Origin of the sequence: Hymenobacter sp. YIM 151500-1 (assembly GCF_025979885.1) — a bacterium.
Classification (GTDB): Bacteria; Bacteroidota; Bacteroidia; order Cytophagales; family Hymenobacteraceae; genus Hymenobacter.
On record NZ_CP110139.1, the window covers coordinates 1,341,747 to 1,368,664 of the forward strand.

General features: G+C 61.5%; 22 protein-coding genes. 10 read left to right on the forward strand and 12 right to left on the reverse strand.

All coding sequences use genetic code 11. From position 1 onward, the window contains the following. The first annotated feature begins 102 nt into the window (after positions 1-102). From lpxA to OIS53_RS05545, 4 genes are all read left to right on the forward strand, one after another. Positions 103-903 carry an acyl-ACP--UDP-N-acetylglucosamine O-acyltransferase gene (lpxA, locus tag OIS53_RS05530; RefSeq protein ID WP_264681401.1) on the forward strand — a complete coding sequence of 267 codons (801 nt, stop codon included), beginning with the start codon at positions 103-105 and terminating at the stop codon, positions 901-903. Positions 904-1,009: 106 nt separating this feature from the next. Further along, entirely contained in the window at positions 1,010-1,645 is a 636-nt protein-coding gene (locus OIS53_RS05535; protein WP_319805477.1) for an ABC transporter ATP-binding protein, read from the forward strand. A gap of 49 nt (positions 1,646-1,694) precedes the next feature. Further along, positions 1,695-2,312, forward strand: a complete 618-nt coding sequence (locus OIS53_RS05540; protein WP_264681402.1) for a Uma2 family endonuclease — start codon at positions 1,695-1,697, stop codon at positions 2,310-2,312. A 179-nt stretch (positions 2,313-2,491) separates the two neighbouring features. Beyond that, entirely contained in the window at positions 2,492-2,857 is a 366-nt protein-coding gene (locus OIS53_RS05545; protein WP_264681403.1) for a hypothetical protein, read from the forward strand. Between the two features lie 221 nt (positions 2,858-3,078). Here OIS53_RS05545 and OIS53_RS05550 read toward each other — a convergent pair whose 3' ends face one another. Next, positions 3,079-3,840 (reverse strand): DUF4197 domain-containing protein, encoded by a 762-nt coding sequence (locus OIS53_RS05550; protein WP_264681404.1) that lies wholly within the window; start codon positions 3,838-3,840, stop codon positions 3,079-3,081. A gap of 107 nt (positions 3,841-3,947) precedes the next feature. On the opposite strand from OIS53_RS05550, the gene OIS53_RS05555 reads away from it, so the two are divergent. From OIS53_RS05555 to OIS53_RS05565, 3 genes are all read left to right on the forward strand, one after another. After that, positions 3,948-5,204 carry a competence/damage-inducible protein A gene (locus OIS53_RS05555; RefSeq protein WP_264681405.1) on the forward strand — a complete coding sequence of 419 codons (1,257 nt, stop codon included), beginning with the start codon at positions 3,948-3,950 and terminating at the stop codon, positions 5,202-5,204. A 312-nt stretch (positions 5,205-5,516) separates the two neighbouring features. Further along, the gene (locus OIS53_RS05560; protein ID WP_264681406.1) at positions 5,517-6,947 is read left to right on the forward strand and encodes a dihydrolipoamide acetyltransferase family protein; all 1,431 of its coding nucleotides are present in this window, start codon (positions 5,517-5,519) and stop codon (positions 6,945-6,947) included. Positions 6,948-7,031: 84 nt separating this feature from the next. After that, the gene (locus OIS53_RS05565) at positions 7,032-7,238 is read left to right on the forward strand and encodes a hypothetical protein (protein ID WP_264681407.1); all 207 of its coding nucleotides are present in this window, start codon (positions 7,032-7,034) and stop codon (positions 7,236-7,238) included. A gap of 84 nt (positions 7,239-7,322) precedes the next feature. Here the strand turns inward: OIS53_RS05565 and OIS53_RS05570 are convergent, their stop codons facing one another. From OIS53_RS05570 to OIS53_RS05580, 3 genes are all read right to left on the reverse strand, one after another. Continuing rightward, entirely contained in the window at positions 7,323-9,452 is a 2,130-nt protein-coding gene (locus tag OIS53_RS05570; RefSeq protein WP_264681408.1) for a S9 family peptidase, read from the reverse strand. A 162-nt stretch (positions 9,453-9,614) separates the two neighbouring features. Next, positions 9,615-12,326, reverse strand: coding sequence for a valine--tRNA ligase (locus tag OIS53_RS05575; RefSeq protein ID WP_264681409.1), 2,712 nt, complete (start codon positions 12,324-12,326; stop codon positions 9,615-9,617). Between the two features lie 232 nt (positions 12,327-12,558). After that, a complete protein-coding gene (locus OIS53_RS05580; RefSeq protein WP_264681410.1) occupies positions 12,559-12,909 on the reverse strand; it encodes a 4Fe-4S dicluster domain-containing protein in 351 nt (116 codons plus the stop codon). 150 nt (positions 12,910-13,059) lie between these two features. Between OIS53_RS05580 and OIS53_RS05585 the strand changes: the two genes are divergently transcribed. From OIS53_RS05585 to OIS53_RS05595, 3 genes are all read left to right on the forward strand, one after another. After that, a complete protein-coding gene (locus tag OIS53_RS05585; RefSeq protein ID WP_264681411.1) occupies positions 13,060-14,073 on the forward strand; it encodes an acyl-CoA reductase in 1,014 nt (337 codons plus the stop codon). A gap of 114 nt (positions 14,074-14,187) precedes the next feature. Further along, positions 14,188-14,496 (forward strand): hypothetical protein, encoded by a 309-nt coding sequence (locus tag OIS53_RS05590; protein WP_264681412.1) that lies wholly within the window; start codon positions 14,188-14,190, stop codon positions 14,494-14,496. A gap of 189 nt (positions 14,497-14,685) precedes the next feature. Then, positions 14,686-14,997, forward strand: coding sequence for a hypothetical protein (locus OIS53_RS05595; protein ID WP_264681413.1), 312 nt, complete (start codon positions 14,686-14,688; stop codon positions 14,995-14,997). A 169-nt stretch (positions 14,998-15,166) separates the two neighbouring features. On the opposite strand, the gene OIS53_RS05600 is transcribed toward OIS53_RS05595, so the two are convergent. From OIS53_RS05600 to OIS53_RS05635, 8 genes are all read right to left on the reverse strand, one after another. Then, complete coding sequence (locus OIS53_RS05600) at positions 15,167-16,039, reverse strand: nucleoside phosphorylase (RefSeq protein WP_264681414.1); 873 nt, start codon at positions 16,037-16,039, stop codon at positions 15,167-15,169. A 140-nt stretch (positions 16,040-16,179) separates the two neighbouring features. Further along, the gene (trhO, locus tag OIS53_RS05605) at positions 16,180-17,133 is read right to left on the reverse strand and encodes an oxygen-dependent tRNA uridine(34) hydroxylase TrhO (protein WP_264681415.1); all 954 of its coding nucleotides are present in this window, start codon (positions 17,131-17,133) and stop codon (positions 16,180-16,182) included. A gap of 107 nt (positions 17,134-17,240) precedes the next feature. Then, complete coding sequence (locus OIS53_RS05610; protein WP_264681416.1) at positions 17,241-17,873, reverse strand: NeuD/PglB/VioB family sugar acetyltransferase; 633 nt, start codon at positions 17,871-17,873, stop codon at positions 17,241-17,243. A 298-nt stretch (positions 17,874-18,171) separates the two neighbouring features. Next, positions 18,172-19,425, reverse strand: a complete 1,254-nt coding sequence (locus tag OIS53_RS05615) for a hypothetical protein (protein WP_264681417.1) — start codon at positions 19,423-19,425, stop codon at positions 18,172-18,174. A 54-nt stretch (positions 19,426-19,479) separates the two neighbouring features. Beyond that, positions 19,480-20,769, reverse strand: a complete 1,290-nt coding sequence (locus tag OIS53_RS05620) for a DUF2851 family protein (RefSeq protein WP_264681418.1) — start codon at positions 20,767-20,769, stop codon at positions 19,480-19,482. A 266-nt stretch (positions 20,770-21,035) separates the two neighbouring features. Continuing rightward, positions 21,036-21,680, reverse strand: a complete 645-nt coding sequence (locus tag OIS53_RS05625; RefSeq protein ID WP_264681419.1) for a LolA family protein — start codon at positions 21,678-21,680, stop codon at positions 21,036-21,038. A gap of 116 nt (positions 21,681-21,796) precedes the next feature. Next, positions 21,797-24,787 (reverse strand): FtsK/SpoIIIE family DNA translocase, encoded by a 2,991-nt coding sequence (locus tag OIS53_RS05630; protein ID WP_264681420.1) that lies wholly within the window; start codon positions 24,785-24,787, stop codon positions 21,797-21,799. Between the two features lie 162 nt (positions 24,788-24,949). Continuing rightward, positions 24,950-26,683 carry a DUF6044 family protein gene (locus tag OIS53_RS05635; RefSeq protein WP_264681421.1) on the reverse strand — a complete coding sequence of 578 codons (1,734 nt, stop codon included), beginning with the start codon at positions 26,681-26,683 and terminating at the stop codon, positions 24,950-24,952. Positions 26,684-26,918 lie beyond the last annotated feature (235 nt).

Sequence of the window (26,918 nt, forward strand, 5' to 3'; positions counted from 1 at the left end):
ATAATTAAGAATGAATAATTCTCATACGACATCCGTTTCTCGGGCCGTTGGGACAATTCTTAATTATTAATTCTTAATTACTAATTGCCAATTACCCATCGAATGAACCAGCCGCTCGCCTATATACACCCCGAGGCTAAGATTGCGCAGAACGTAGTGGTAGAGCCGTTTACCACGATTGACAAGGACGTTGAAATCGGGGCGGGCACGTGGATTGGGCCTAACGTGACGATTATGGCGGGGGCCCGCATCGGCAAGAATTGCAAGATTTTTCCGGGCGCCGTACTTGCGGCTGTGCCGCAGGACCTCAAGTTTGCGGGCGAAAAAACCACGGCCCACATCGGCGACAACACCGTGATTCGGGAGTGCGTGACGGTGAACCGCGGCACCGTGGACAAGCTGCGCACTGTGGTGGGCGCCAACTGCCTGCTCATGGCCTACGTCCACATTGCCCACGACTGCTTTATCGGCGACAACTGCATCCTGGCCAACACCGTGCAGGTGGCTGGCCACGTCGAAATCGGTGATTATGCCATCGTCGGCGGGTCGTCGGCGGTGCACCAGTTTGTGCGCATCGGGCCCCACGCCATGATTTCGGGCGGCTCTTTGATTCGCAAGGACGTGCCGCCGTTTGTGAAGGCGGGCCGGGAGCCGCTGAGCTACGCCGGCATCAACAGCATCGGGCTGCGCCGCCGCGGCTTCTCCGACCAGAAGATTGCCGAAATCCAACAGCTCTACCGCCTGCTCTTCCTCAGCGGCCTCAACAACGCCGCCGCCCTCGACCAGATTGAGCTGGAGCTGGCCCCCTCCCCGGAGCGCGACGAAGTGGTAAACTTCATCCGCAACTCCGGCCGCGGCGTCATCAAAGGCTACGGCCGCGGCAGCGGCAATCTGGGTGAATAATGTTAGACCTGAGACGTTGAGACATGAGAAGTGAGACGATGTTCTGCCGAACCTTTTACCGCCAGAACATCGTCTCACTTCTCATGTCTCAACGTCTCACTTCTCTATGATGCAGATTACCGCCGTGGGGCTGGGCAAGCGGTTTGCCCGGGACTGGATATTTCGGGAGCTGACCCACGTGTTTCGGGCGGGCACGGCCACGGCTATTTTGGGCCCCAATGGGGCCGGCAAAAGCACCTTGCTCAACACGCTGTCGGGGCAGCAGTTGCCTACGGCGGGCACGCTCACCTACGAGCAGGATGGGCGCGCGGTGGCCGTCGAGGACGTGCCGGCCTACCTGGCCTACGCTGCGCCCTACCTGGAGCTGATTGAGGAGCTGACCTTAACCGAGCTGCTGCAGTTTCACACCCGCTTCAAGCCGCTGCGGCCGGGCCTCAGCTCTGCTCAGCTCATCGAGCTGATGTACCTCGAAAAGTCGCGCCATAAGCTGGTGCGCGACTTTTCGTCGGGTATGAAGCAGCGCCTGAAGCTGGCCCTGGCCCTGTACAGCGCCGCCCCTCTCCTGCTGCTCGACGAGCCCACCACCAACCTTGACCGGGCCGGCGTGCACTGGTACCAGGAGCACGTGCGCGCCACGCTGCCGGGCCGCACCGTGCTCATATCCAGCAACGTGCCCGAGGAATATGACTTCTGCCCTGAGCAGTTGCTGATTACCGATTTTGGGGCGCAGGCGGCGCGGTAGCGCCCGGTTATCATCCTGGCTGCGTATTTTTGAGAAAAGCCCCGCTATTATGTCTGCGCAGCCTCAGCCGCTCCTTGATACCAAGACGTTTGCCACCGACGAAGAATATCTGGCTGCGGAACGGCAAGCCGAGTTCAAGCACGAGTATTACCAGGGAGAGGTGGTGGCCATGGCCGGTGCCAGTAATGAGCACAACCTTATTACCGGTAATTTGATTACGACGTTAAATGTCGCCTTACGAGACCGGGACTGCACTGTTCGGGCCAGCGACATGCGCCTACAAACCACAGCTGCCGGGTTGTATTCTTACCCCGACGTATCGGTGGTGTGCGGGTTGCCAGAGTTCCGGCCCGACGCCTACCTCGATACCCTGTTGAATCCGTCGCTGCTCGTAGAAGTAACATCGAAAAGTACCGAGCAGCTTGACCGTCGCAACAAATTCATGTTGTACCGCCTGATTCCTAGCCTGCAATACTACTTACTAGTATCAAGCAAGCAGCCGGAGGTTGTGGTGTACGCACGCGACGAAGGTGAGAAGTGGCTTCTGGAAATATTTTCCAATCTGGCGGTTAGTATCCCGCTTCCGCTGCTGGATATAGAGTTACCGTTGACTGAAGTGTATCGCAAAGTAACTTTTCCGCCTGATACTTCCGGGCCTCGGCAGTAACCTTACTTTACCATCTACCGCCGCCTCGAACTGCCTGATACCGCAGCCACAACCGCCTAGCGTCGTTTTTTGTGCGGCCCAGCCGTAACCCAGATAACGGCTTAGCGCGTATCTTGGCACCCAAACCAATCCTCACCCTTTCACCCGGTATCTTTCACCCTTACGCCCCTCACAAGGCCATGAGACAATACGACGACCTCGACGACGACCTCTTCGACGATGACGATGAGATAGACAGCTTCGCCAAAACCGGCGGCAGCAAAACCCGGGGCTCTTCCGAAGACCAGCTGTCGGCCAAGTACGCCGACTATCTGATGTGGCGGGATACGGGCTCCTCCCACGACGAGGCCCTGGACCTGGCCAATATGACGGAAGAGGAATACACCGCTGCCGAAGCCGCCGAGGACCCCGACAGCAGCCGCGGCTTCAGCTCCCTCGACGACGATGACGACTTCGCCAGCGACGATGATGAGGACGATGACTTCGGCAGCCACCGCACCGGCAGCGGCCGCCGCGGCTCCAGCTACGATGACGATGATTTTTAACTAATGTGGGGGAATGTGAGAAATGTGATGAATGTGCTAATGCAGCAATAATTCATTTCTTCACTCCACGCAAAGGCCCACCTTCTGAAGCAGAAGGTGGGCCTTTGCTGTTCTATTCATGCCACTGATTCACTTAGCAGCTTTATCCATTTACATTAAAGCATTTTCCACATTCAACACACTTTTCTCATTTCCCACATTTCTCACATTCAAACACATTACTAAGAGGACTTCCGGCCGAAGACGCGGCGGAGCAGCTCGGTGGTGCGGGCCACAGGGTTTTCGCGGATATTGGCTTCTTCCTGGGCAATGAGCGTGAACAGGCCGTCGATGGCCTTGTCGGTGGCGTATTGATTGAGGTCGGTTTGGACGGGACGCACCAGCGGAATCTGGTTGTAGCGGGTGGTAAGGGCCGCGTAGTAACGGGTGGCGCCTACTTTGTCGAGGCTTTGCTGAATAATGGGCTTGAAGGCCGTGGTGAGCTGCTCGGTGGTGGTGCGCTTGAGGTAGTTGGTGGCCGCGTCTTTCTCGCCGGTCAGGATGCCCCACACATCCTTGAAGGTCAGACTCTTGATGGCAGCCAGGAAGATGGGCTTGGCGCTCTTGGCGGCGTCTTCGGCCCCGCGGTTCAGGGTTAGCTCAAACTTATCGACCTCCCGGCCCAGGCCGATGGAGCGCAGCGTGGTGGCCACGCGCTGGGCATCGGGCGGAAACGGAATGCGAATCAGCCGGTTCAGGTAGAAACCGTCGGTTTGGGAGGCTTGGTCGGCGCCTTTGCTGATGCCCTGGGTCAGGGCTTCTTTGAGGCCGCGGGCGGCTTCGTCCTGGCTGAGGCTGCCGGTGCTGCCGGCTTTGGTGGTGGAGGTACGGGGCTGGGGCAGTTGCAAGCCGCCAATTTTGGGGATGCGGATGGTTTGGGCAGCGGCAGTGCCGGCAAGGCCCAGCAGGGCAGCCAGCAGCAGGGAAAGGCAAATCTTTTTCATAACTCGAAGCGGCTACAAGCGGTTAAGGGCACCGGGTGCTCCTGGCCCCGTGCAGTTGCACAAACCAGACCAAAAGTAGCTTTCCTCACCTTCTCTCTCCTCCCCTTATGCCCCAGGTTCCTAACGCAGAGATTCTTACCATCGGCGACGAGCTGCTGTACGGTCAGGTTATCGACACCAACTCAGCCTTTCTGGGCCAGGAGCTAGGCAAGCTCGGTATTCGCGTCAAGCAGATTACCAGCGTGTCGGATAGGGCCGACGAGATTGTGGCGGCTCTGGACCTGGCCCGGCAGCGGGCCGAGGTGGTGCTGATGACCGGCGGCCTCGGCCCCACCAAAGACGACCTGACCAAGCATGTGCTGGCCCGCTACTTTGGGGCCGAACTGGTGCTGCATCCGCCCACTCTGGAGCACGTGGAGGCTATTTTCCGGCGCTTCAACCGCCCCATGCTCGACGTGAACCGCCAGCAGGCCCTGGTGCCCAGCAACTGCGAGGTGGTGTTCAACGCCGTGGGCACGGCGCCGGGCATGTGGTTTGAGGACCAGGGCACCGTGTTTGTGAGCATGCCGGGCGTGCCGTTTGAAATGAAGCGCATGATGACCGACATCGTGCTGCCCAAGCTGCAGGCTTATTTCAATACGCCCGCCATTGAGCACATCGTCATTCAGACTGTAGGCCTGGGTGAGTCGTTTTTGGCCGAGAAGATTGCCGACTGGGAAGACGCCCTGCCCCCGAACGTGAAGCTAGCTTACTTGCCCTACCTGGGCGGGGTGCGCCTCCGCCTCACCGGCCACGACGACGGCCAGCCCAACCTGCGCGCCCGGATGCAGGAGCTGCTGCCGGCCCTGCAGGAGCGCCTAGGCGAGTATATTTTTGCCGAAGGCGAAACCACCCTGGAAAAAGCCGTGGGCCAGCTGCTGCGCGACCGGGGCCTCACCGTAGGCACGGCCGAGAGCTGCACGGGCGGGCTGCTGGCCCACCGCCTTACCAGCGTGCCAGGCAGCTCCCACTACTTCCAGGGCAGCGTGGTGGCCTACTCCAACGACGTAAAAGTGCAGCAGCTCGACGTGCGCCCCGACACCCTGGCCGCCCACGGGGCCGTGAGCGAAGCCACCGTGCGCGAAATGGCCGAAGGCCTGCGCCGCCGCCTGGGCGTGGATGTGGCCCTGGCCACCAGCGGCATTGCCGGCCCCGACGGCGGCACCCCCGACAAGCCCGTGGGCACCATCTGCATAGCCTACGCCGACCAGCACCGCACCGTGAGCAAGCAGTTTACTTTCGACCGGGGCCGCCAGCTCAACGTGGAGTACACCGCCACCGCCGCCCTCAACCTGCTGCGCCAGAGCCTGCCGCCGCAAGGCTAATTGCCTGTGCAGGCAGTTATACAAGGCCGTCATGCTGAGCTTTTCGAAGCATTTCTACCGCTTCGTCTGCATGATTGAAGTTAGCCAGAGGTAGAGATGCTTCGACAGGCTCAGCATGACGGCGTGCTTGTCGGCTTTTACCTCTTCAGCCAGCCCGGTGCGAAATTTCGCCCGCATTGGCGCGCCCAGCCAAAACAGCTACCTTTGACCAGCGTGGAGCCGGCTTGTCCCACCCAGAAAACGGCCGTCTTCAGTAGCTACTACGCTGACGTACAATCACCCACACCCCCAAATACCCTCCCCGACAACCGCATGGCACGAGTAGAAATGGTGATGCCCAAAATGGGCGAAAGCATTATGGAAGGCACCGTTCTGAAATGGCTCAAGCAAGTAGGCGACGCCATTGAGCAGGACGAATCGGTGCTGGAAGTAGCCACCGACAAGGTAGACACCGAAGTTCCCGCCCTTCATGCCGGCGTGTTGCAGGAGATTCTGGTGCAGGAAGGCCAGGTGGTGGCCGTGGGCGCCCCCATTGCCGTGATTGAAACCGATGCCGCCAGTGCCACTACTGCCGCGCCAGCCGCCACGGCGGCGGCTCCCGCTCCGTCCAGCAATGGCGTAGAGAAAGCCGCTGCCGAAGTGCCTTACCTGCCCGAAGCTCATGACCCGCAGGCCAACCCCGCCCTGGCCATAGCCACGGCCGCGCAGCCCCAAACTGGCCGTTTCTACTCCCCGCTGGTGCTCAGCATTGCCCGCGAAGAAGGCATTTCCATGGCCGACCTGGAGTACCTGCCCGGTACCGGCAGCGAAGGCCGCGTCACCAAAAAGGATATTCTCGACTACGTAGCTGCCGGCAAAAAGCCGCTGGTTCCCACGGCCGCCCCCGTAGCCGCCGCAGCTCAGCCCCAGGCCGTTGCGGCCCCGGCTGCTCCCGCTCCGCAGGTGGCCCCGGTGCCCCAGGCTGCTCCAGTAGCTGCGGCACAACCTGCGTCTACTCCGCAGACTGCCAGCAAGCCTGCGCCCTCAGTAAGTGGTGGGCAGGAGCTGATTGAAATGGACCGCATGCGCAAGATGATTGCCCAGCGCATGGTGGATTCCAAGCGGATTTCGCCCCACGTTACCTCATTTGTGGAGGCCGACGTAACCGAAATCGTGAACTGGCGCAACCGGCACAAGGACACCTACAAGAAGCGCGAGGGCGAGAACCTCACCTTCACGCCCATCTTCATCCAGGCCATTGCCCGCGCCATTCAGGACTTGCCCAACATCAATGTATCGGTAGACGGGGACTACATCATCAAGAAGCGTGACATCAACATTGGGGTGGCCGTGGCCCTGCCCTCCGGCAACCTCATCGTACCCGTGATTCACAACGCCGACCAGCTCAACCTCAACGGCCTGAGCAAGCGCGTAAACGACCTCGCCGGCCGAGCCCGTGCCAACAAGCTCAAGCCCGAAGACCTGGAAGGCGGCACCTACACGGTGAGCAACGTGGGCTCGTTTGGCAACGTCATGGGCACGCCCATCATCATGCAGCCCCAGGTGGCCATCATGGCTGTGGGCGCCATCAAGAAGAAGCCCGCCGTCATCGAAACACCCCAGGGCGACCTAATCGGCATCCGGCACTTCATGTTCCTGTCGCACTCCTACGACCACCGCGTGGTAGACGGCTCCCTGGGCGGCATGTTCGTGCGCAAGGTGGCCGACTACCTGGAGCAGTTCGACCCCAACACGGCTATTTAGTTTCTGACCAGCTGAACTGGTGAGTGGCTGGCGGTTCCTGCGGGAGCGGCCAGCCATTTGCTTGTCCGGCCCTTTTCCTCTTGTATGAACCGCGTTGTTTCTCTTGTGGCCCTGGTGCTTGCGCTGGGCCTCATCATCTTTCTCTACCTGCGCCTGCGCACGGCCGAAGAAGCCCTAACCCAGGCCAACCGCCGCTTCGCCGACTGTGAGCAGGTGAATTTCCAGCTGCAAAACCAACTCGTAGCCGCCACGCGAGGGGTCGTGCCGGATAGCCTGAAGGTGCGGGACTAGTTTCTCGCAGTGTTGCGCAGTGAAAAGGCGCAGTGTTTCGCAGTGTTCAGACGACGTTAGACCACTGCGCAACACTGCGAGAAACTACGCCTTCACCCCCAGCAGCATGAGCATAAAAGCATACTGCCGGGCTACGTCGTGGATGGACTTGAAGCGGCCGGAGGCGCCGCCGTGGCCGGCGTCCATATCAGTGTGCAGTAGCAGCAGGTTGTTGTCGGTTTTCAGGGTGCGGAGCTTGGCTACCCACTTGGCTGGCTCGAAATACTGCACCTGCGAGTCGTGCAGGCCGGTGGTAACGAGCATGTTGGGGTAAGCCTGGGCCTTCACCTGGTCGTAGGGCGAGTAGCTGAGCATGTAGTCGTAGAACTCCTTTTGGTTGGGGTTGCCCCACTCGTCGTACTCGCCGGTGGTCAGCGGAATGCTTGCGTCGAGCATGGTGGTTACTACATCCACGAAGGGCACTGCCGCCACCACACCTTTGTAGTACTCCGGGTGCAGGTTCACGACGGCACCCATCAGCAGGCCGCCCGCCGAGCCACCCATGGCAAACAGCTTCTGCGCCGAAGTCCACTTCTGGTCAATCAGGAACTTGGAGCAGTCGGTGAAGTCCGTGAACGTGTTCTTCTTCTTGAGCTTTTTGCCATCCTCGTACCACTGCCGGCCCATCTCCTGCCCACCCCGGATGTGGCACACCACGTAGGCAAAGCCCCGGTCGAGCAAGCTGAGCCGGGCCGCGCTGAAGGTGGGGTTCATGGAGATGCCGTAGGAGCCATAGGCGTACTGCAACACCGGCGCCGAACCGTCCTTTTTGAAGCCCTTCTTGTAAACGATGGACATGGGAATGCGCGTGCCGTCGGTGGCCGTGGCGTACACCCGTTCCGTTATGTAATCTTCTTTTTTGAACCCGCCCAGCACGGCCTGCTCTTTGCGCAGGGCTTTGGTGCGGGCGCCCATGTCGTAATCGTAAGTGGAGTTGGGCGTGGTGAGCGAAGAATAGCTGTAGCGCAGCACCGGCGTGTTAAACTCCGGGTTGATGCTGATGGCCGCCGTGTAGGCCGGCTCCCCGAAATTGAGGTAGTGCTCCTGCTTGTCCTTCCACCGAATCACGCGCAGCTGCAGCAGCCCTTCCCTCCGCTCGCCCAGCACCAGATAGTCCCGAAACAGCTCCATATTTTCCAGAAACACAGCCGGGCGGTGCGCAATAACTTCCTGCCAGGCGGTTTTGGCGGTGTTGGCTACGGGCGTTTTCAGCAGCCGAAAATTGGGCGCCCCGGCATTGGAGCGCACGTAAAAATCCGAGCCGAAGTGCTCCACGTCGTACAAATGGTCGGCCTCGCGGGGCAGGAAGGTGGTGAGGGCCGCCGTGGGCGTAGCCGCGTCCAGAAACCGGGTTTCCGACGACATGGTGCTGCCGGCCTGCAAAAAGATGTACTTGCGCGACTTCGACCGCCCCACCCGGATGCGGTAGGTGTTGTCCTTTTCCTCGTACACCAGCGCGTCCTGCTTGGGGTCGGTGCCCAGGGTGTGGCGGTAGAGCTGGTAGTCGAGCAGGGTACCGGGGTCTTTCTTGGTGTAGAACACCGTTTTGTTGTCGGCGGCCCACACCGCGTTGCCGCTGGTGTTCGGGATTTGCTCGGGGTAGAGCTGGCCGGTTTTGAGGTTACGGAAGCGCAGGGTGTAGAGGCGCCGGCTCACCACGTCCTCCGTGTAGGCCAGCACCTGGTTGTCGTCGCTCACCTCAAAACCACCAATCTGGTAGTAGGCCTTGCCCTTGCCCAGCTCGTTGGCGTTGAGCAGCACCTCCTCCGGGGCTTTCAGGTTGTCTTTCTTGCGGCAGTAAATCGGGTACTCGGCTCCGGCCTCGTAGCGGGTGTAGTAGTAGTACCCATTGTCGCGGTAGGGCACCGACTCATCCTGCTCCTTGATGCGGCCCTTGATTTCCTGAAACAGCTTATCCTGCAAAGCCTTCACCGGGGCCAGCTGCTGCTCGGTGTAGGCGTTTTCGGCGCGGAGGTAGCTGAGCACTTCCGGGTTTTCGCGCTCATTCAGCCAGTAGTAGTTGTCGGTGCGCGTGCCGAAGGGCGAGGTGAGCTGCTTGGGCTTGATAGCCGCAACGGGTGGTTTGAGCATGGGAGTTGGGGAGGCTGATTGAGCCGCGGCGGCGGTGCCCACCAGCAGGCTCAGGCCGGTCAGCCAAGTCGATAAGAGGTTCATAGAGCAAACCGTGAAGTGGAAAGTGCTCTAAAATGCAGATATTTTTTAGGAATATTTCTCGCTGAGGTACGCAGAGGAAAGGCGCCGAGGTGCGCTGAGCTGTTCAACGACAACTCGGCGGACCTCGGCGCCTTTCCTCTGCGTACCTCAGCGAGAAACCAATTACAGCGCCGCCAGGCTCTGCTCCAGGGCCACAATCTTGGCCTCGGCGTCGGCCAGCTTCTGCCGCTCCCGCTCCACCAGGTCGGCTTTGGCGTTCTGCACGAACTTCTCGTTGCTCAGCTTTTTCAGCACCGACTCCCGGAAGCCTTGGGTGTACTCCAGCTCCTTGGTGAGGCGCTCCTTCTCGGCGCCCACGTCAATCTGGCCTTCCAGGGGTATTGAAAATTCAGCTCCCGCAGCAACAAAACCAATAGCCGCCGTGTGGTTGGTAGTGTACTGAATGCTGTTTAAAGACGCCAGTTTCATGATTATGTGGCCATAATCACTCATCAGATTGTCGTAATCTGCTTTAGCAACTAGCGTCAGGGGCTTGTTAGGGCCCAGGCCTTTCTGGTTGCGGATGTTGCGCACGCCGGCCACGATGTCCAGGGCCTTGTCCATGCGGGAGAGCAGCAGGGCGCCGCCGGGCACGGGCTGGACCTTGGGCCAGGCGGCTACGCACACGTACTCCTTGGGGCCGCGCTCGGCCAGCTCGTGCCAGATTTCTTCGGTGATGAAGGGCATGAACGGGTGCAGCAGCTTGAGCAGCGTTTCGAGGAAGCCGGTGGTGTGGCGCAGGGTTTCGGCGTCGATGGGAGCCTGGTAGGCGGGCTTCACCATTTCCAGGTACACCGAGCAGAAGTCGTCCCACACCAGCTTGTACACCGTCATCAGCGCGTCGCTCATCCGGAACTTGTCGAAGTGCTCGTCCAGCTCCGTGAGCGTGGAGTGCAGCTTGGCCGCAAACCACTCCACGGCCCGGTCGTTGGCGAAAGGCAAGGCGGCATCCACCTCCCAGCCTTTGATGAGGCGGAAGGCATTCCAAAGCTTGTTGGTGAAGTTGCGGCCCTGCTCCACCAGCTTGATGTCGAAGAGCAAGTCGTTGCCGGCCGGCGAGGAAAACAACATACCCGTGCGCACCCCATCGGCGCCGTACTGAGCCATGAGGTCGAGCGGGTCGGGCGAGTTGCCGAGGCTCTTGCTCATCTTGCGCCCCTGAGCGTCGCGCACGATGCCGGTGAGGTAAACATTGCGGAAGGGCACCTCACGGCGGTATTCCAGCCCGGCCATAACCATGCGGGCCACCCAGAAGAACAGGATTTCCGGGGCCGTCACGAGGTCGTCGGTGGGGTAGAAATAGTTGACGTCGGCGTTATCGGGGTCCTTGAATCCGTCGAACACCGAAATCGGCCACAGCCACGACGAGAACCACGTATCCAGCACGTCTTCGTCCTGTCGTAAGTCCTGCAAAGTCAGCTCGTTGTTACTAGTCTGTTCACGAGCTTGTTGAAGCGCCGCCTCGGCCGTTAGGGCTACCACAAAGGAGCCATCCGGGAGGTAGTAGGCCGGGATGCGCTGCCCCCACCACAGCTGCCGCGAGATGCACCAGTCGTGCACGTTTTCCATCCACACTCGGTACATATTCTTGAACTTGGGCGGGTGCAGCTTCACCTGGTCGCTCTCCACCACAGCCAAGGCGGGGCCGGCCAGGTGCTCCATTTTCAGAAACCACTGCATACTCAGGCGCGGCTCAATGACGGCCCCGGTGCGCTCCGAAGTTTGCAGCACGCTCTGGTACTCCTCCACCTTGGCCAGCAAACCGGCTTCCTCCAGGTCCTTCACGATGTTGCGGCGGGCCGCAAACCGGTCCTGCCCCACGTAGAGCTGGGCTTTCTCGTTGAGCGTGCCGTCGTCGTTGAGGATGTCGATTACCGGCAGGTTGTGCTTGAGGCCCAGCTCGTAGTCGTTCAGGTCGTGGGCCGGCGTCACCTTCAGCGCCCCCGTGCCAAAGTCAATGGCCACGTACTCATCGGCAATGATTGGAATTTCGCGCCCGAGTAGCGGAATACTTACTTTTTGCCCAATGAGGTGTTTGTACCGGTCATCGTTGGGGTTCACCGCCACCGCCACGTCCGCCATGATGGTTTCGGGCCGGGAGGTAGCCACGGTTAGGAAGTGAGAAGTGAGAGGTGAGAAGTGAGACTCTTGACTGGAATCGTCAGACAACCTTTCTCTTGTCTCACTTCTCACTTCTAACTTCTCACTTCTATCACCCACCACTTCATACTTCAGGTGGTACATCTTGGCCACGGTGTCCTTGGGCAGCACTTCCTCATCGGACAAGGCAGTGCCGCCCTGGGGGTCCCAGTTTACCATGCGGATGCCGCGGTAGATAAGCCCTTTCTGGTAGAGGTCGACGAACACGCGCAGTACGGCCTCGGTCAGCTCGGGCTCCATGGTGAAGCGAGTCCGGTCCCAGTCGCAGGAGGCACCCAGCTTCTTGAGCTGCTCCAGGATGATGCCGCCGTACTTTTCCTTCCACTCCCAAGCGTGCTCGAGGAACTGCTCACGGGTCAAATCTTTTTTCTCAATTCCCTTTTCCTTAAGCAGTTGCACCACTTTAGCTTCCGTAGCAATTGAAGCGTGGTCGGTGCCCGGCACCCAGCAGGCTTCCTTGCCCTGCATCCGGGCCCGGCGCACCAGCACGTCCTGAATCGTGTTGTTCAGCATGTGGCCCATGTGCAGCACGCCCGTCACGTTGGGCGGCGGAATCACCACGGAGTAGGGCTGCTTGCGGGGGTTTACTTTGGCTTTGAAAAAGCCCTGTTCCTGCCAGCGCTGGTACCATTTGGCTTCAACATCGGCGGGGGTATAGGTTTTGGCGATGGACATCGTCGGAGGGAAAGATCAGGTCAGAGGAGAGGCAAAAGTACCACTGATTCGGGCGGATTTTTCGGATCGGTCGGATTTTGTGGCTGGGCTGGAGCAGTATGGCGGGCCAAACTCCCTGGCCACATTTCACAAAAAAGCCTCACCCGGAGGTGAGGCTTTCACGTGCCAACGGCTCGATAAGGTGCCGCCCACAAAATCCGACCAATCAGAAAAATCCGCCCGAATCCGTGGTTTAGGCCTCCTGGTGCAGCCACTGCTTTTTGCTCAGCAGCTTCTCCTGCGACTCGCGGTAGTCGGGGTCATCTACGCAGCAGTCGACGGGGCACACGGCGGCGCACTGGGGTTCTTCGTGGAAGCCCACGCACTCGGTGCACTTATCGGATACGATGTAGTAGTACTCGTCAGAAATCGGGGTTTGGGGGGAAGTGCCGGACACCACCTGGCCGCCGTCCACTTCTACTTGCGTCAGCCGGGTGCCGTCGGCCCAGCGCCACTGCGCGCCGCCTTCGTAGATGGCGGTGTTGGGGCATTCTGGTTCGCAGGCACCACAGTTGATGCACTCGTCGGTTATCATGATGGCCATAGCCTTCAGTTGTCTTAGGTAAGTAGAAAAAATAGGATGCTGCCTTCTGTACGCAGCGGCCGGCAAGCAGGATGCCGGTGGGCAAAATTAGAAATTAGCCGTACACTCTTCCGTAATTTTGCCTTCTGCCTTTTGTTTTTCCTTGAATATATGACGCACTCCGACCGTCTGGCGGCCTTCGTGGCCCTGGGCCAGCGCCTGAGCCAGCTCCCCGACGACGAACTCACCACTCTGGCGGCGCGGGCCCGCAACCAGAACCCCTGGTTTGACCGGCCCAACGTAACGGCCGCCATTCAAGGTGTGGCGGCTATGCTGGCCGAGGAACCCTTGCGGCGCTGGGCTGCCCACTACCCCGCCGAGCCCGAAACGCCCCGGCAGGTAGGCGTGGTCATGGCCGGCAACATTCCGCTGGTGGGCTTCCACGACTTGCTGTGCGTGCTGCTCTCGGGCCACCACCTGCTGGCCAAGCTCAGCCAGGACGACACCCTGCTTATGCGCTGGGTGGCCGATGAGTTGCTGGGCCTGGAGCCCCGGTTTGCCGAACGCCTGCAGTTTGTGGAGCGCCTCAACGCCGCCGATGCCTTTATTGCCACCGGCTCCGACAACACAGCCCGCTACTTCGAGTACTACTTCGGCAAGAAGCCCCACATCATCCGCCGCAACCGCACCAGCCTGGCCGTGCTAACCGGCCAGGAAACCAACCACGACCTGGGCCTGCTGGGCGAAGACATCTTTCGCTACTACGGCCTGGGCTGCCGCAATGTGAGCAAGCTCTACGTGCCTCAGGGCTACGACTTCACGCCCTTGCTCGACTCCTTGCAGCCCTGGCACCACGTGCTGAACCACAACCGCTACCAGAACAACTACGACTACAACAAGAGCCTGCTGCTGGTCAACCGCGTGCCCCACCTCGACTCAGGCTTCCTGCTGCTCACGGAAAGCCCCCGGCTGGTGTCGGCTATTTCGGTGGTGCATTACGGCACCTACGCCCACGAGGTAGACCTGGCCGACCAGCTCACCGACGTGGCCGCCCAAACGCAGTGCCTGGTGTCGGCGGGCGGCCTGTACCCCGGCAGCTTCCCGCTGGGGCGGGCCCAAAGCCCCGGTGTGGCCGACTACGCCGACGGTGTGGACACTATGCTGTTTCTGGCGGAGCTGCCGTAGCGGCGTCTCGGTGAACCGGTGGTTTTACTCGACCAAAGGGGTTGCATTTTTTAGCAGAGAATTGAACATTGTGAAGAATTCTTCTCTCCACGTTTTCACCTCTTCTCACCCACCATGCTACCGCTACCGTCAACAGCCGAAGCTTTTGAAACTGTCGCCAAAGAAGACCTGCTAGCCCTGCGTTTTGCCGCCGCCGACGTGCTTGCCACAACTGCTGAGCGGCAGCGCCGCCGCTGGGAAGCAGAACGGGCCACTACTCTCGGCAACGCCTACCACGGCAAGGTCGATATCTACTTTCAGGTTGACGGTGGAGCCACCAAGCGCGTGCAAACCACCGTGTGGGCCAGTGATGCCGACTATCTGACGCTTAAATCGGGAGCTGCGCTACCCCTGCGCTGCGTGCTCGGCATTGACTTTTACTAAGACGATGTTTTCTCGTAACATCTGTACCCCCTGAGCCTGCCCCCCCGCCCGGTTGAGCTGTTGAAGCAGCTTGGCCGGGCGGGCATTTTTATACCGAGGTAAACAACCGATAATTTTTTGGGGGCTTCTCAACACTTTTTCAGGGACTCACTAGTTAAACACTATACGTCCACCTTAGCCCTACTTGCCATGCTCACCGAGTTGCACCTCCCGGATTCCGCCGTTGAGTTGGTGGAGAAGGAACTGATTCCGCAGCTGCGCTTCGCCCCCGACGACGTACTGACCGACCCCGAAGCCATTAAGCGCCGCCGCTGGGAGGCCGAGCGGGCTACCACCCTCGGCAACGCCTACCACGGCAAGCTGGACATTTACTTCCAAACCGCCGACGGCAGCATTAAGCGGGTGTATACCACGGTGTGGGCCGCGCACGAGGAATACCTGACGCTGAAGTCCGGCATTGCCCTGCCCCTCAAGGCAGTGCTCAGCTTCGACTTCTATTAATCACAGATTGTGCAGATTAAGTGGATTTCGCGGACTAGTATGCCAGATTAGTCCGCCAAAGCAAAGGGCCACCCCAATGTGGGGTGGCCCTTTGCTTTAACAGACGTACACTTGTGCGGGAACCACCTACGGAATCTGGGTAATCCTTGTAATCTGCACAATCTGTGGTTTACAGCCGCTCCAGGGTCTTCTGAATCAGGCTGCTCATAATTTCATCGGCGTTGTTGGCAAACTCGCCGGTGGCGCGGTTGGCTACAATGGCATTCAGCGACACGACCTCGTGGCCCAGCATGCGGCCCAGGGCGTAGTAGCCGGCAGTTTCCATCTCAAAGTTGGTGAGGCGGAACTCGCCTTCGGCGCTGTGGTGGCGGAACTGCTGGAGTTGAGTCATCATGTGGGGCAGGCGCAGGTCGAGGCGGAGCACCCGGCCCTGGGGACCGTAGAAGCCGGGGCAGGTGAGCGTGTTGCCCGGCACCATATCGAAGCCCAGCTGCTCGCGCAGCAGGTCGGAGCCGCGCACGCAGTACGGGCGGTAGTCGAGCTGCAAGCTTTGCTGGATGCCGCGCGTCACGTCCACTTCCAGACCGGTTTCGACCAGCGGGTAGAACTGCATCAGCGAGTCCATACCCACGCCGTGCTCCGTGACGAGGTGGCTGCCCACCGGAATGTCGGGCTGCAAAGCGCCGCTGGTGCCCACCCGCACGATGCGCAGGTTGATGCGCTCCTCCAGCGGCCGGGCCTCGCGGGTCACAAAGTCCACGTTCACCAGCGCGTCCAGCTCATTGAGCACGATGTCCACGTTGTCGGTGCCGATGCCGGTGCTGATGACGGTCAGGCGCTTGCCCCGGTAGTAACCCACGTGGGTCACAAACTCGCGCTTGTGGAGCTGGGTTTCGATGGAGTCGAAATGCTGGCTGACCAAGGCCACCCGCTCCGGGTCGCCCACCGTGATAATGGTTTCGGAAATGTGGTCGGGCAGCAGGTTGAGGTGGTACACGCTGCCGTCCGGGTTCAAAATCAGCTCAGAGTGGGCAATGGACATAGGGGTCGAGTTAGAAAGTTGAGAAGTTTGGAAGTTGAGAAGTTGAAAGGGAGAAAGTTGAAAAGGACGGTCCCGGAGCTATTACTGTTCCAGAACCACCCTTTTCAACTTTCTAACTTTCTACCTCTTTAACTTCTAAACTACCGGGCTGGGGCCCGGTACGACAGCAGGCCCTGCTCGGGGTTGTAGTGGTTGCTGTTTTTGGGGTAGGTGCCGGTGCCGTCGTAGGGGCGCTTATCAGGGTGCTGCTGGCAGGTGGTGGAGCAGGCCCCGTCCAGCTGCTGGCCGCAGGCTTCGCACAGGGGTACGTGGGCGTTGCAGTGCGGGTTGGCGCAGTTTACCATCCGGCTACTGGGCGTGTGGCAGTGGTGGCAGTAGCTGATGACGGTGGGGTTAACGCGGTTCACGTCCACGGCCACGCGCCCGTCGAACACGTAGCATTTGCCCTCAAAGTCCTCACCGCCCGCTTCCAGCCCGTACTTAATGATGCCGCCGTGCAGCTGGTACACATCCTCAAAACCTTGTTCTAACAGGAAGGCCGAAGCCTTTTCGCACTTGATGCCGCCGGTACAGTAGGTCAGGATTTTCTTGCCGCGGTACTGCTCCAGCTCCTGCACTTTGTCCGGAAACTCGCGAAAGTTCTCGATGTCCAGGGTTACGGCATTTTTGAAGCGGCCCAGGCGGTGCTCGTAGTCGGAGCGCACGTCGAGCACTACCACATCGGGCTGATCTTTCAGCTGGCGAAACTCCTGGGGCGAGAGGTGGGTGCCGGTCCGCTCGTAGGGCTTCACGTGGGGCAGGCCCACGTGCACGATTTCGGGCTTCACGCGCACGTGTAGTTTCTGGAAGGTATGGGCCGGGGCTTCTTCCACCTTGAATTCGAGAGCCACGAAGCGAGAATCAGCCTTCACCACACGCATATACTCCTCACAATCGGCGCGGCGGCCCGACACGGTACCGTTCAGCCCCTCCCCCGCCACGATAATGCGGCCCAGCAGGTTCAGGCGCAGGCACAGCCGGTGGTGCTCCTCCCGAAACGCCTCTGGGTCAGCAATGGGCGTGTAGCAGTAATACAGCAGAACGAGGTAGTCCATATTGTAGAGGTGAGACAGTGAGAAGTGAGAGGTGAGACTTTCGTGCTGACGTTTGGCTACTAGAACAGAGTCTCACTTCTCACCTCTCACATTCTCATGTCTAAAAATTAAACTTTCTGAGCGGGGTTGCCGAACACGGTTTGGCCGGCGGGCACGTCGGCTACCACTACGGAGCCGGCTCCGACGCGGGCTTTGGCGCCGATTTTAACGCCGGCCACCACCACGGCCCCGGCGCCAATGAAGGCCAGCTCGCCTACTTGCACTTCGGCGTTGAGGATGGCCCCGGCGCCGAGCTGGGCGTAGTCGCCGACTTCGGCCTTCACGTCCACTACCGAGTTGGCGCCCAAGATGCAGCCGTCGCCGAGCCGGGCGGTGCCGGCCACCACGGCGTTGGGCCCGATGAGGTTGCCGTGGCCCAGCCAGGCGTGCGCCGACACGCTGGCGCGGTGATGGATGGCATTGACCGGGGCCACCTCGTACTCGTCGCGGAGCATGCCAGTGAGGCTGCGGCGGCTGGCTGTGTCTTCGGTAGCTACGAATACCTCGCACTTCTTGCCCAGCAGCTTCAGCAGCTCTTTATCGTCGGTGTTGCCCATCACGGGCACGTCGTTCAGCTCGGTGTTTTGCAGCTGGGCGTTGTCGTCGAGCAGGCAGTACACCACCACGTCGTTGCTCTGAAAGGCGTCGAGGGCAGCCGTGCCCACGGCTTGGGCGCCGAGGATGATTACAGGGTTTTCCATGCTATGAAAAAACGGCCGCAGTACGGCCGGGATGGTTGTTTTTAGAAGACTGCAAAGATAAGGGTTCTGGTTTGGGAATGAGGTGATGAGATGATGAGGCGATGAGGTGACAGGTGACAGGTGACAAGTGGACCATCTTGCTGAGCGAAGTCGAAGGCGAAGTCGAAGCATCTCTACTGCGGGCTAACTCAATCGTTAGCTTCAAAGCAGGTATCCGCAACGAAGCGGTAGAGATGCTTCGGCAAGCGGACGCTAGATGGAGCATGACGTTCCTGCTTACTTGTCACCTGTCACTTCATCACCTCTCCAGCCGCCGCAGGAAACGGGCGGCGTAATCGTTTTGGAGCAGGAGCAGGAGCAGGAGCAGAAAAGGCAGGAAAGAAACCCGGTAGCGGTTGAGAGTGCCCAGGTTGGGGGTGGTGAGGCCGAGCAGGGCGGCTACAACCAGGCAGTAGAGTAGCAGGGCCAACACCAGGGCAAACGGCAAGTGGCCAGGCCGGCCGCGTACGGTAGCCACCACGGCCACGCCGAGTACGGCCAGCAGCAGCAGGTTTTCCAGCCCGGCCACTGTGTAGAGCCCGCGCCCCTCCCAGGGCCAGGGTCGCGCGAGGGTGTTGGCGGCGGCTTGCGGGGCGTGTTGCAGGGCACTGGCCGCGGTGGGCGCCAGCGCCGGGTACTCCAGGTGCGGCCGGCCCCGTGACGAGGCTACCAACTCGGAGTAGTTGCGTAGCAGTTGGGAGGTGAACTTGTTGGCCCGAAACACCGGGCTTACCTCACTGGCCGCCCAGGCGCTGGCCGCCAGAAACCCGAGCAGCACCACGGCCTGTCCCCAGCGCCAGCGGGCCACGCCCAGGGCCTGCACCGCCCGCACCAGCCCCAGCCCCGCCAGCGCCCCCAGCAGTACGATGGCCAGGAAATAGCGCATCTTGAAGTGCAGCACGGCCGCCGCGAGCAGCAGAGGCAGCACCAGCCCCGGCCGGACCGGCGCGGGCCCGTACCCCAGGCGCAGCACCAAGGCCAGCACCACGTAGCCACTAGCCACCAGCAGGCTTTCCTTGGTAAGGCCCGACGTCCAGTACAGCACCGTTGGCCACAGCAGCAGGGCTACTACTCCGGCCCCGGCCGGTGCCTGGGGCCAGCGCCGCCGCAACTGCCGCACCAGCTCCCAGGCGGCCACAAAGTTGGCCAACGACAAGTACCCGGCCGTGAGCAGGGCATTACCGGCCGAAGCCAGATTCACAGCGGACAGTACCTTGAGCAGAAAAAACGTGTTGGAGTAGCCGTGGAACACCAAGTGCCAGCGTCCATGGTGAAACTCGTCGGCAGGTAGCATCCGCAGCCAGGCGCCGGGGTCCTGCCAGAGCTGCTCGGTCATGCGCCCCGACCACACCAGAAAATAGCGGGCATCCTCGCTCAGCAGCACCACCGACAGCGCCGTTACGGCGGCCTTGAGCACAAGCGTAGGCAGCACCCAGTGCCCAACGCCCGGCAACGGCCGCACCCGGCGCAGCCAGCGCCGCAGGGCCAGCACCAGCACTGCATTCAAAACCAAGGCAAGCAGAGGGTGTAGCAAACCGAGTAGAGCAGCCGGGAGAAGGTTGGAACCCTAGCTGCGCTGCAAGATATGGCTGCCGATGCTACACTGCACGCAGCGGCGCGGGGCGCAGTAGCCCCGGTGCAGGGCCAGCAGCCCCTGCGAATCGGCGGCGGAACGGTGCTCGAAGCCGGCAGCCTGGTAGGCGTCGGTGAGGTGGTTGTGCTCGGCGGGCAGCTGCTCCAGCAGGCTAACAGCGTCTTCCACCAGCTCGGGGTTGCCGAGGTGGCGGCCATAGGCAGCCCGCAGCGGCACCACCACGTTGATAATGAGCAGGTGCACGCTGCTTTTGCCCAGGGCCGGCACCCGGCCCGGCTTGCCCGGCTGGTAGTGCTGGCGCCAGTACGCAGAAACCGGCGCAGCGAAGAACCCCTCCAACGCGCGCACGTCGCGGGCCGTGAGCAGGGCGTCGAACAGAGCCGGGCGGGCGTGGAGCAGGGCGGCCAGCTGGGCCAGGCGCACGGTGGGGAAGTTGGCCGGGCGCAGGCGCAGGAAGTTCCAGTCGTGGCGCAGGAGGGCGGTACCGGCCAGGTTGTACTTGTGGCGCAGAAACGCAAATTCCTCCCGCAGACCCTGCACGTACAGGTCGTGCTCGGTAGCAGGGTCCTCTTCCAGAAAGCCGGCCTGCCCGAACACCAGCGCCTCCAGCTGGCGGGCGTCGTGGCGGTGGCGGCGCAGCAGGGCTAGCGGCAGGGCCCGCGCCAGGCGGGCCAGGGGCTCATTGTTTTTCTGAAAGCCGAAGCCTGCCGCCAGCGCGTGGTAAGCCGTAGCTTCCCAGTCGTGGGCCAGCTGCTGGTGCAGGCCCGCTACCACGGCAGCTTTTTGCTCCACGCGCTCCAGCAGGGTGCGGCCCGTCATCATGGCGCGCGTGAGCATGGGCACCTGAGGCAGCAGCGGGGCGCAGGGCAGCAGGGCTTCGGCAGGCTGCTCCCGCAGGCGCTGGTACGCAGCCAGCAGCTCCGGGGCCAGGCGCCCGGCCAGGGCCAGAGCCGGAATTTCGGTGGCATTGGTGCGCTGCACGGGCTGGTCGGCGGTGTGCACCACGTGCAGGATTACCTGGTCGTACTTGGGGTCGTGCTGGTGCCGGTGGCGGTGCCAGTCGGAGGCGCGCAGGTGGATTTCCACGGCCCCGTTCCACTCCACTTCGCCCAGGCGCAGGCGGGCATTCAGGAAATCGGGGCCGGCGTCGGGGTTGCGGTGGCCGGGGCGCAGCACGGTAATGGGCTGGCCGTCCTCGGTTTGTAAATCAGTTTTATCGAAATATTGATGCTGCCACACATAGTGTAGAAAATCTTCCTGCATAGAAGTAGATAGATAAGGTGGGTAAGATAGACTTTTCTGTAACGCGAAGCTCCACTTCGCGGGGCGGTGTGGGCGTTTGCTAAGAACTTAACGGAGCCTGTCATTCCGAGCGGAGCGAGGAATCTGGGTTGCTCAATACAGACTAACCCAGATTCCTCGCTCCGCTCGGAATGACAGGCTGTGCGTCATTATTCGGCCCGTCTACACACACAGAAACGCCCGCCCCAGTTGTAGCTGAGGTGGGCGTTTGTGTCAAGACAATCAAATCAGCGCAGGTCAATCACCTTCACGCCTTTGTACTTGCTTTTGTCGAAGGTGAAGGTGGTGGCGTCCACGGGTACATTGGGCTGGAACTTGCTGATTTTGTAGGTGTAGCGGTTGCCGTTCTTCTTGAACATCTGCCAGCTTTTCACCGACTTATCGGCCTTGCTCACTTTCAGGCGCACCTTGTACACGGGGTTGGAGCGGTCCTCGGGCGAAAGCTCGATAACGTCCACCGGCACGCCGTTTTCCTTGGCTTCCTGCACGTAGGCGTACTTATAGCCTTTCTTGTAGAGGGTGTAAATCTGGGAAGGCGAGATTTCCTGGTCCTCGGGCTCGTAGTCGGAGATGTTCACCTCGTTTTCGGCCTTCATGTAGGTCCACATGGTCTGGCCGTTGTTGATGACTTCCTGGCCGCTGAGCTTGAGGCGGAACTTCTGCCCGCTCACGGTAATGTCGCCGGTGATATTTTCTTTCACCTTGGCGGCATCGTTTTCGAGGGTTTGGGTAAACGTCGCTTTGAAGGCCTTCATGGCTTGATACTTGGCGCTCATTTCGTCCAGAATCTTGCCGGCCTTGGGGTCCTGCTGCGCCGTGGCCGCGGAGGCCAGGAAAACGGAAAACGCAAACAGGGCGAGAAACTTCTTCATTGCAAAAGGAAAGGTGGATTGGGAGAGGTGAGTACTGAGACCTGAGAAGTGAGATTTTGTTTGAAGACAACTTTGCTTGAACGAAAGTCTCACCTCTCGCTTCTCTGTACTCACTTCTATTTCGGTAGGTTGTTCAACAACTGTTCCAAACTGTATTCGTCGGGAATCAGCACTTCGCGGGCCTTGCTGCCTTCAAACGGCCCCACGATACCGGCGTGTTCCAACTGGTCGATTAGGCGGCCGGCGCGGTTGTAGCCCAGCTTGAGCTTGCGCTGGATCAGGGAGGTACTGCCCTGCTGGTGCAGCACAATGACGCGGGCGGCTTCCTCAAACATGGAGTCCCGGTCGGAAGGGTCGAAGTCGTCCGGGTCGCCGGAGCCGCTGCCCGATTCGCCGGGCACTTCGGGCAGCTCGTAGGCATTGGGGTAGCCCTGCTGCTCGCCCACGAAGTCGCAGAGGCGGTCCACCTCGGGCGTGTCGATGAAGGCGCACTGCACCCGGATGAGGTCGGAGCCGGCCGAGAACAGCATGTCGCCCTGGCCCACGAGCTGGTCGGCCCCGCCGGTGTCCAGAATGGTGCGCGAGTCGATTTTGCTGGTCACCTTAAAGGAGATGCGGCAGGGAAAGTTGGCTTTGATAATGCCGGTAATCACGTTTACCGAGGGGCGCTGGGTGGCCACAATCAGGTGAATGCCAATGGCGCGGGCCAGCTGGGCCAGGCGGGCAATGGGCGTCTCGACCTCCTTGCCGGCCGTCATCATCAGGTCGGCCAGCTCGTCAATCACCAGCACAATGAAGGGCATGTAGCGGTGGCCCTTCTTGGGGTTGAGGCGGCGCTCCACAAACTTGCGGTTGTACTCCTTGAGGTTGCGGCAGCCGGCATCCTTGAGCAGGTCGTAGCGCCGGTCCATCTCCATGCACAGCGAGTTCAGGGTGTTCACTACCTTCTTGGTGTCGGTGATGATGGGCTCGTCGGACTCGGGCAGCTTGGCCAGGAAGTGGCGCTCAATCTTGTTGAAGATGCTCAATTCCACCTTTTTGGGGTCGACGAGCACAAATTTGAGCTGGCTGGGGTGGCGTTTGTAGAGCAGGGAAGCCAGAATCACGTTCAGCCCCACCGACTTGCCCTGGCCCGTAGCTCCGGCCATTAGCAGGTGGGGCATCTTGGCCAGGTCGGCCACAAACACCTCGTTGGTGATGGTGCGTCCGAAGGCAATGGGCAGGTCCATTTCGGTGCCGATGAACTTGTCGGTGTTGAACACCGAGCGGATGCTCACCATTTCCTTCTTGGTGTTGGGCACCTCGATACCGATGGTGCCCTTGCCCGGAATAGGCGCAATGATGCGGATACCCAGGGCTGCCAGACTCAAGGCAATGTCGTCTTCCAGGCTCTTGATTTTGGAGATGCGCACCCCAGCGTCGGGCACGATTTCGTAGAGCGTGACCGTGGGGCCGATGGTGGCCTTGATGGAGGCAATGTTGATGCCGTAGTGGCCCAGCGTCTCCACAATCCGGTCCTTGTTGGCTTCCAGCTCCTCCTTGGTTACCTGGGCCTTGGCCAGGCCGTAGTCGTTGAGCAGTTCCAGCGTGGGGTACTGGTAGCGGGGCAGGTCGAGGGTGGGGTCGTACTCGCCGGTGGGCATCACCTCGTCGTCCTCGTCCTCCTCGGCAATAACGGCCATGTCGGCACCCGCGGCCGGGTCCAGTTCGTGCGGCGTGGCCGAAGAAGTGGTATCCTCCACCTCAAACGACAAGCCGGCAGCAGCCGGCGCCATTGGAGCCACTAGGGGCGCCGCCGGCAGCGGAGCCGGCCCATCCGCCAAATCGGCTAAGGACAAGGGCGTGGGCACGCGCGGTGTAGCCGCCGGCGGTGCGGGCGCTACTTCGGGGGCGGGCATTTCAATGGAGAAGCTGGGGCCGCTGGGCGCCGCGGCTGCGGCCAGGGCGGCGGCCGGCGCCAGGGGCAGCGCCGAGCCAGCCAGGCCGCCCGCCGCTACCGTAGCCGAAGCGGCAGCAACGGCCGGGGCGGCGCTGGGCACATCGTTGGTGATGCTGAACGCGGGAGAAGACGAGGCTACCGGGCCCGTGCGCAGCGGCGCGGGAGCTTCGGCAGCTTCCTCTTCTTCCGCCAGGGCGGCCGGCCGGCCAGCCAGCGGACCTACGCGCTTTAGCGTGATGCCCAGAGAATCCTCTTCGTCCTCTTCTTCCAGCGAGGCCGTGGGGTCGGCGGCGTGGTTGACGCCCAGGCCGGTGCGGCCGTAGAGGTCGTGGCCGTCGGGGGCGGTGGCTTCGTCGTCTTCCTCATCTCCAGCGCTGCGGCGCAGGCTGAGGTTGAGGCTGGTGACGTTGAAGAAGAACACCACGAAGGAAATCAGCAGGAAGGCCAGCAGCAGCACCGTCCCCCACCCAATGAGGCTGTCGAGCCAGGAGGCGGTTTCGTAGCCCACGCCCCCGCACAGGAAGTCGAGGCTGTGGGCCAGGGCTGGGTCTACGTCGGGGCTCTGAATGGTGAGCACCACGTAGCCCAGCAACACGCTCAGCCAGAGCATGGTAAACAGGCACAGGGCCAGCACGTAGGTAAACGACACGCCGGCCCGCCGGAACACAATCTTGTAGCCCAGGAAGAAGACGATGGGAATGACGGCAAAGGCCGCCACCCCAAAGCCCCGGTAAATCAGCAGCTGGGCCAGCCAGGCGCCCACCAGCCCCAGCCAGTTGCCCGACTCCTGCCCGGCTTCCTTCACCGGCGTCTGGTCCAGGGTTTCGACCACGCTCTGGTCGGCGTGGCCCGTGAACAGGAAGGAGATGAAGGCAATGGTCAGGTAGATAGACCCGAGCAGAAAGAAAAAGCCCAGGAAAAGCTGAAAGCGCCGGTCGCGCACGAAGCCAAACAGGCCGCGTACGTTGAAGGTGGGCAGCTTCAGGGGCTTGCGCGGCGCCTTGGGGCCGGCGCTGCCGCGGGCCTCGCGGCGCTGGTTTTCGCGGGCCGGCTCCGGGGCCGCCGGACGCGGCTGGTTGCGAGCCGCGCGGGGCTCGGCCGGCTGCCGCGGCTCATTGGTGCGGCCGGGAGCCGCAGTGGGTTGTTGCCTGTAGGTATTTTTTGCCATTCTCGCACGCCAAAGCACCAAATCTAGGCATTTTAGGGATGAGTGGATGAGCAGATGAGTAAATGAATAAATGGGGGATAGTTGTTTGGCACTCCGCCCCCGGCCCCTCCTCTCTAAGAGAGGGGTACGTTCTGGCAGAACCTCACCTCTGGCGCCTCAGCGTCACGGGCGCGTGCGACGCGCCCCTACCTCATACACCCACACGTGCCAGAACGCCGAAGGCGCTACGTACTCTCTCACCAGCTGCAAGCCGCTGCTTTCGGGCCGGGCCAGGCGGGCCGCCGACAGCACGTAGCGCCCACCCAGGGCCCGAAAAGCGGCAGCGTTGAAGCGAAATTCCTGAATGGTGCGCACCGGCTTCCCTCCTACCCGGAAATTCTTGCCCAGCTCCGCCGAGAACAGGTAGCACCGGTTGCCCCAGGCGTCGAAGTAGCTTTGCAGCTCCGGGCTCTTGGCCAGCTCTTCGGCAATGATGGGGCGAAACTGATGCTTGTAGGCCAGGGGGTAGTTGTTGACGTAGGCGTCGAGGGTGTAAAAGCCATTGAGTGTGGCCACGGCCGGCGGCAGGCCCAGGCAGGCCACGCGGTAATCGGCCGGCGCCTGCCCGGTGCGCCGGGCCAGGTCGTGGCGGATGTGGGCAAACAGCTCCGGGGCCACGTAAGCGGCGTAGGTGGGCTCCTGAGCGGGCAAGCGGCCCAGCAGGCGCAGGGCATTGCGTGTCCATTCGGTGTTCATGCCCAGGCCCACCACCACTTGGGCCGCCACCAAAGCCCAGCGCAACCGGCCCGATGGCACAAAGCGCAGACTTAGCACCAGCACCCCAAACCACAGCAGCGGGGTCAGAAAATGAAACCGGGACAGGTTGAAGGCGCCCAGCGCGGGCACGTAGCGCTGCACGGCTCCTATCAGCTGCGGGTAGAAGCCGCAGAACAAGGCCAGCCCTGCCAGCACGCCCAGCAAGGCAGCCAGCTGCCACACCAGTCGGGGCCGCCGGGCCAGCGGCGCATAACTCCAGGCCAGCCCTACCGCCGCCAGCGGCACCACTCGCGCAAACAAGCTGCTATGGTACTGGCCCAGCAGAAAGTATTGGGCCGCGCTGCGCAGCCCCACCCCCACGCCCGGCCGGGCCAAGCGGGCGTAGTCGAACTCCAGGCGGTGGGGCACCAGCTGCCGCCCCAGCAGCACCGAGTACACCAGCGGAAACTCTACCACCAGATATGACCCGCTCAGCACGGCCAGCCCCAGCACCGCCCGCCACGCCACGCGGCCCCGGCGCCAGGCGTCCCAGGCCAGGGCGGCCCCGGCTCCGGCTACCACAAACGCCCCCGCCAGCACCAAGCTCGACCACACCGGAAACAGCACTAGTGTCAGCCAGTCGGGCCACCGGCCGGGGCCGCGGCGCAGATTAAGTAGGGCCAGCGCCACCCAAGGCTGCCCCAGCAGGGAGGCCCCATACACCGTGTAAGCCGGCAGCACGGCCCAGGCCAGGGCCAGCCCCGCGCACAGGGCCCGGTGCTCGGGGTCGGGCAGGCCGTAACGGCGCAGCAGGCGGTACAGGCCCAGCAGCCCCAGCAGGCGCACCAGCAACTCGTGCAGCAGGTAGGCCGGCAGCGGCTCCAGTACGGCCATCAGCCCCACCAGCGGCTGCACCCCCGGCCGCAGCGCGTTGCGGGGCAGCCCGTTCATCAGGCGCTCCACCTCGGCCGTGGGGCGGTAGTCCAGGGCCACCCCGTCCTGCACCAGCGCGTACGGTATGGCCAGTTCCGTATCCAGGTTGTCGTCGATGAGGATGTAGGGCTGCCCCGCGTACACCAAGCTCAGCCCCAGCAGCACCAGCACGGCCACTACTACCGGGCGGCGCAGCCACCGGGCGGCGTTCTGAAAAGATTCAGCCATGCCGCAAAAGTAGGTGGTGGTTTTCGTGAGGAGGTGAAGAGGTGAAGAGGTGACAAGTGACAGGTAAGAAGAACCGTCATGCTGAGCTTGCCGAAGCATCTCTCCCGCTGGCTAACCTCAATCGTGCAGACGCAGCGGGAGAGATCCTTCGACTTCGCCTCCGGCTGCGCTCAGCATGACGACCTCACCTGTCACTTCATTACCCCATCACCTCTTCACTTCATTACTAAAACCA

Excerpts from the sequence above, each read along its gene's own strand:
- lpxA (WP_264681401.1), top strand. The coding sequence starts at position 103 with ATGAACCAGCCGCTCGCCTATATACACCCCGAGGCTAAGATTGCGCAG.
- OIS53_RS05535 (WP_319805477.1), top strand. The coding sequence starts at position 1,010 with ATGATGCAGATTACCGCCGTGGGGCTGGGCAAGCGGTTTGCCCGGGAC.
- OIS53_RS05540 (WP_264681402.1), top strand. The coding sequence starts at position 1,695 with ATGTCTGCGCAGCCTCAGCCGCTCCTTGATACCAAGACGTTTGCCACC.
- OIS53_RS05545 (WP_264681403.1), top strand. The coding sequence starts at position 2,492 with ATGAGACAATACGACGACCTCGACGACGACCTCTTCGACGATGACGAT.
- OIS53_RS05550 (WP_264681404.1), bottom strand. The coding sequence starts at position 3,840 with ATGAAAAAGATTTGCCTTTCCCTGCTGCTGGCTGCCCTGCTGGGCCTT.
- OIS53_RS05555 (WP_264681405.1), top strand. The coding sequence starts at position 3,948 with ATGCCCCAGGTTCCTAACGCAGAGATTCTTACCATCGGCGACGAGCTG.
- OIS53_RS05560 (WP_264681406.1), top strand. The coding sequence starts at position 5,517 with ATGGCACGAGTAGAAATGGTGATGCCCAAAATGGGCGAAAGCATTATG.
- OIS53_RS05565 (WP_264681407.1), top strand. The coding sequence starts at position 7,032 with ATGAACCGCGTTGTTTCTCTTGTGGCCCTGGTGCTTGCGCTGGGCCTC.
- OIS53_RS05570 (WP_264681408.1), bottom strand. The coding sequence starts at position 9,452 with ATGAACCTCTTATCGACTTGGCTGACCGGCCTGAGCCTGCTGGTGGGC.
- OIS53_RS05575 (WP_264681409.1), bottom strand. The coding sequence starts at position 12,326 with ATGTCCATCGCCAAAACCTATACCCCCGCCGATGTTGAAGCCAAATGG.
- OIS53_RS05580 (WP_264681410.1), bottom strand. The coding sequence starts at position 12,909 with ATGGCCATCATGATAACCGACGAGTGCATCAACTGTGGTGCCTGCGAA.
- OIS53_RS05585 (WP_264681411.1), top strand. The coding sequence starts at position 13,060 with ATGACGCACTCCGACCGTCTGGCGGCCTTCGTGGCCCTGGGCCAGCGC.
- OIS53_RS05590 (WP_264681412.1), top strand. The coding sequence starts at position 14,188 with ATGCTACCGCTACCGTCAACAGCCGAAGCTTTTGAAACTGTCGCCAAA.
- OIS53_RS05595 (WP_264681413.1), top strand. The coding sequence starts at position 14,686 with ATGCTCACCGAGTTGCACCTCCCGGATTCCGCCGTTGAGTTGGTGGAG.
- OIS53_RS05600 (WP_264681414.1), bottom strand. The coding sequence starts at position 16,039 with ATGTCCATTGCCCACTCTGAGCTGATTTTGAACCCGGACGGCAGCGTG.
- trhO (WP_264681415.1), bottom strand. The coding sequence starts at position 17,133 with ATGGACTACCTCGTTCTGCTGTATTACTGCTACACGCCCATTGCTGAC.
- OIS53_RS05610 (WP_264681416.1), bottom strand. The coding sequence starts at position 17,873 with ATGGAAAACCCTGTAATCATCCTCGGCGCCCAAGCCGTGGGCACGGCT.
- OIS53_RS05620 (WP_264681418.1), bottom strand. The coding sequence starts at position 20,769 with ATGCAGGAAGATTTTCTACACTATGTGTGGCAGCATCAATATTTCGAT.
- OIS53_RS05625 (WP_264681419.1), bottom strand. The coding sequence starts at position 21,680 with ATGAAGAAGTTTCTCGCCCTGTTTGCGTTTTCCGTTTTCCTGGCCTCC.
- OIS53_RS05630 (WP_264681420.1), bottom strand. The coding sequence starts at position 24,787 with ATGGCAAAAAATACCTACAGGCAACAACCCACTGCGGCTCCCGGCCGC.
- OIS53_RS05635 (WP_264681421.1), bottom strand. The coding sequence starts at position 26,683 with ATGGCTGAATCTTTTCAGAACGCCGCCCGGTGGCTGCGCCGCCCGGTA.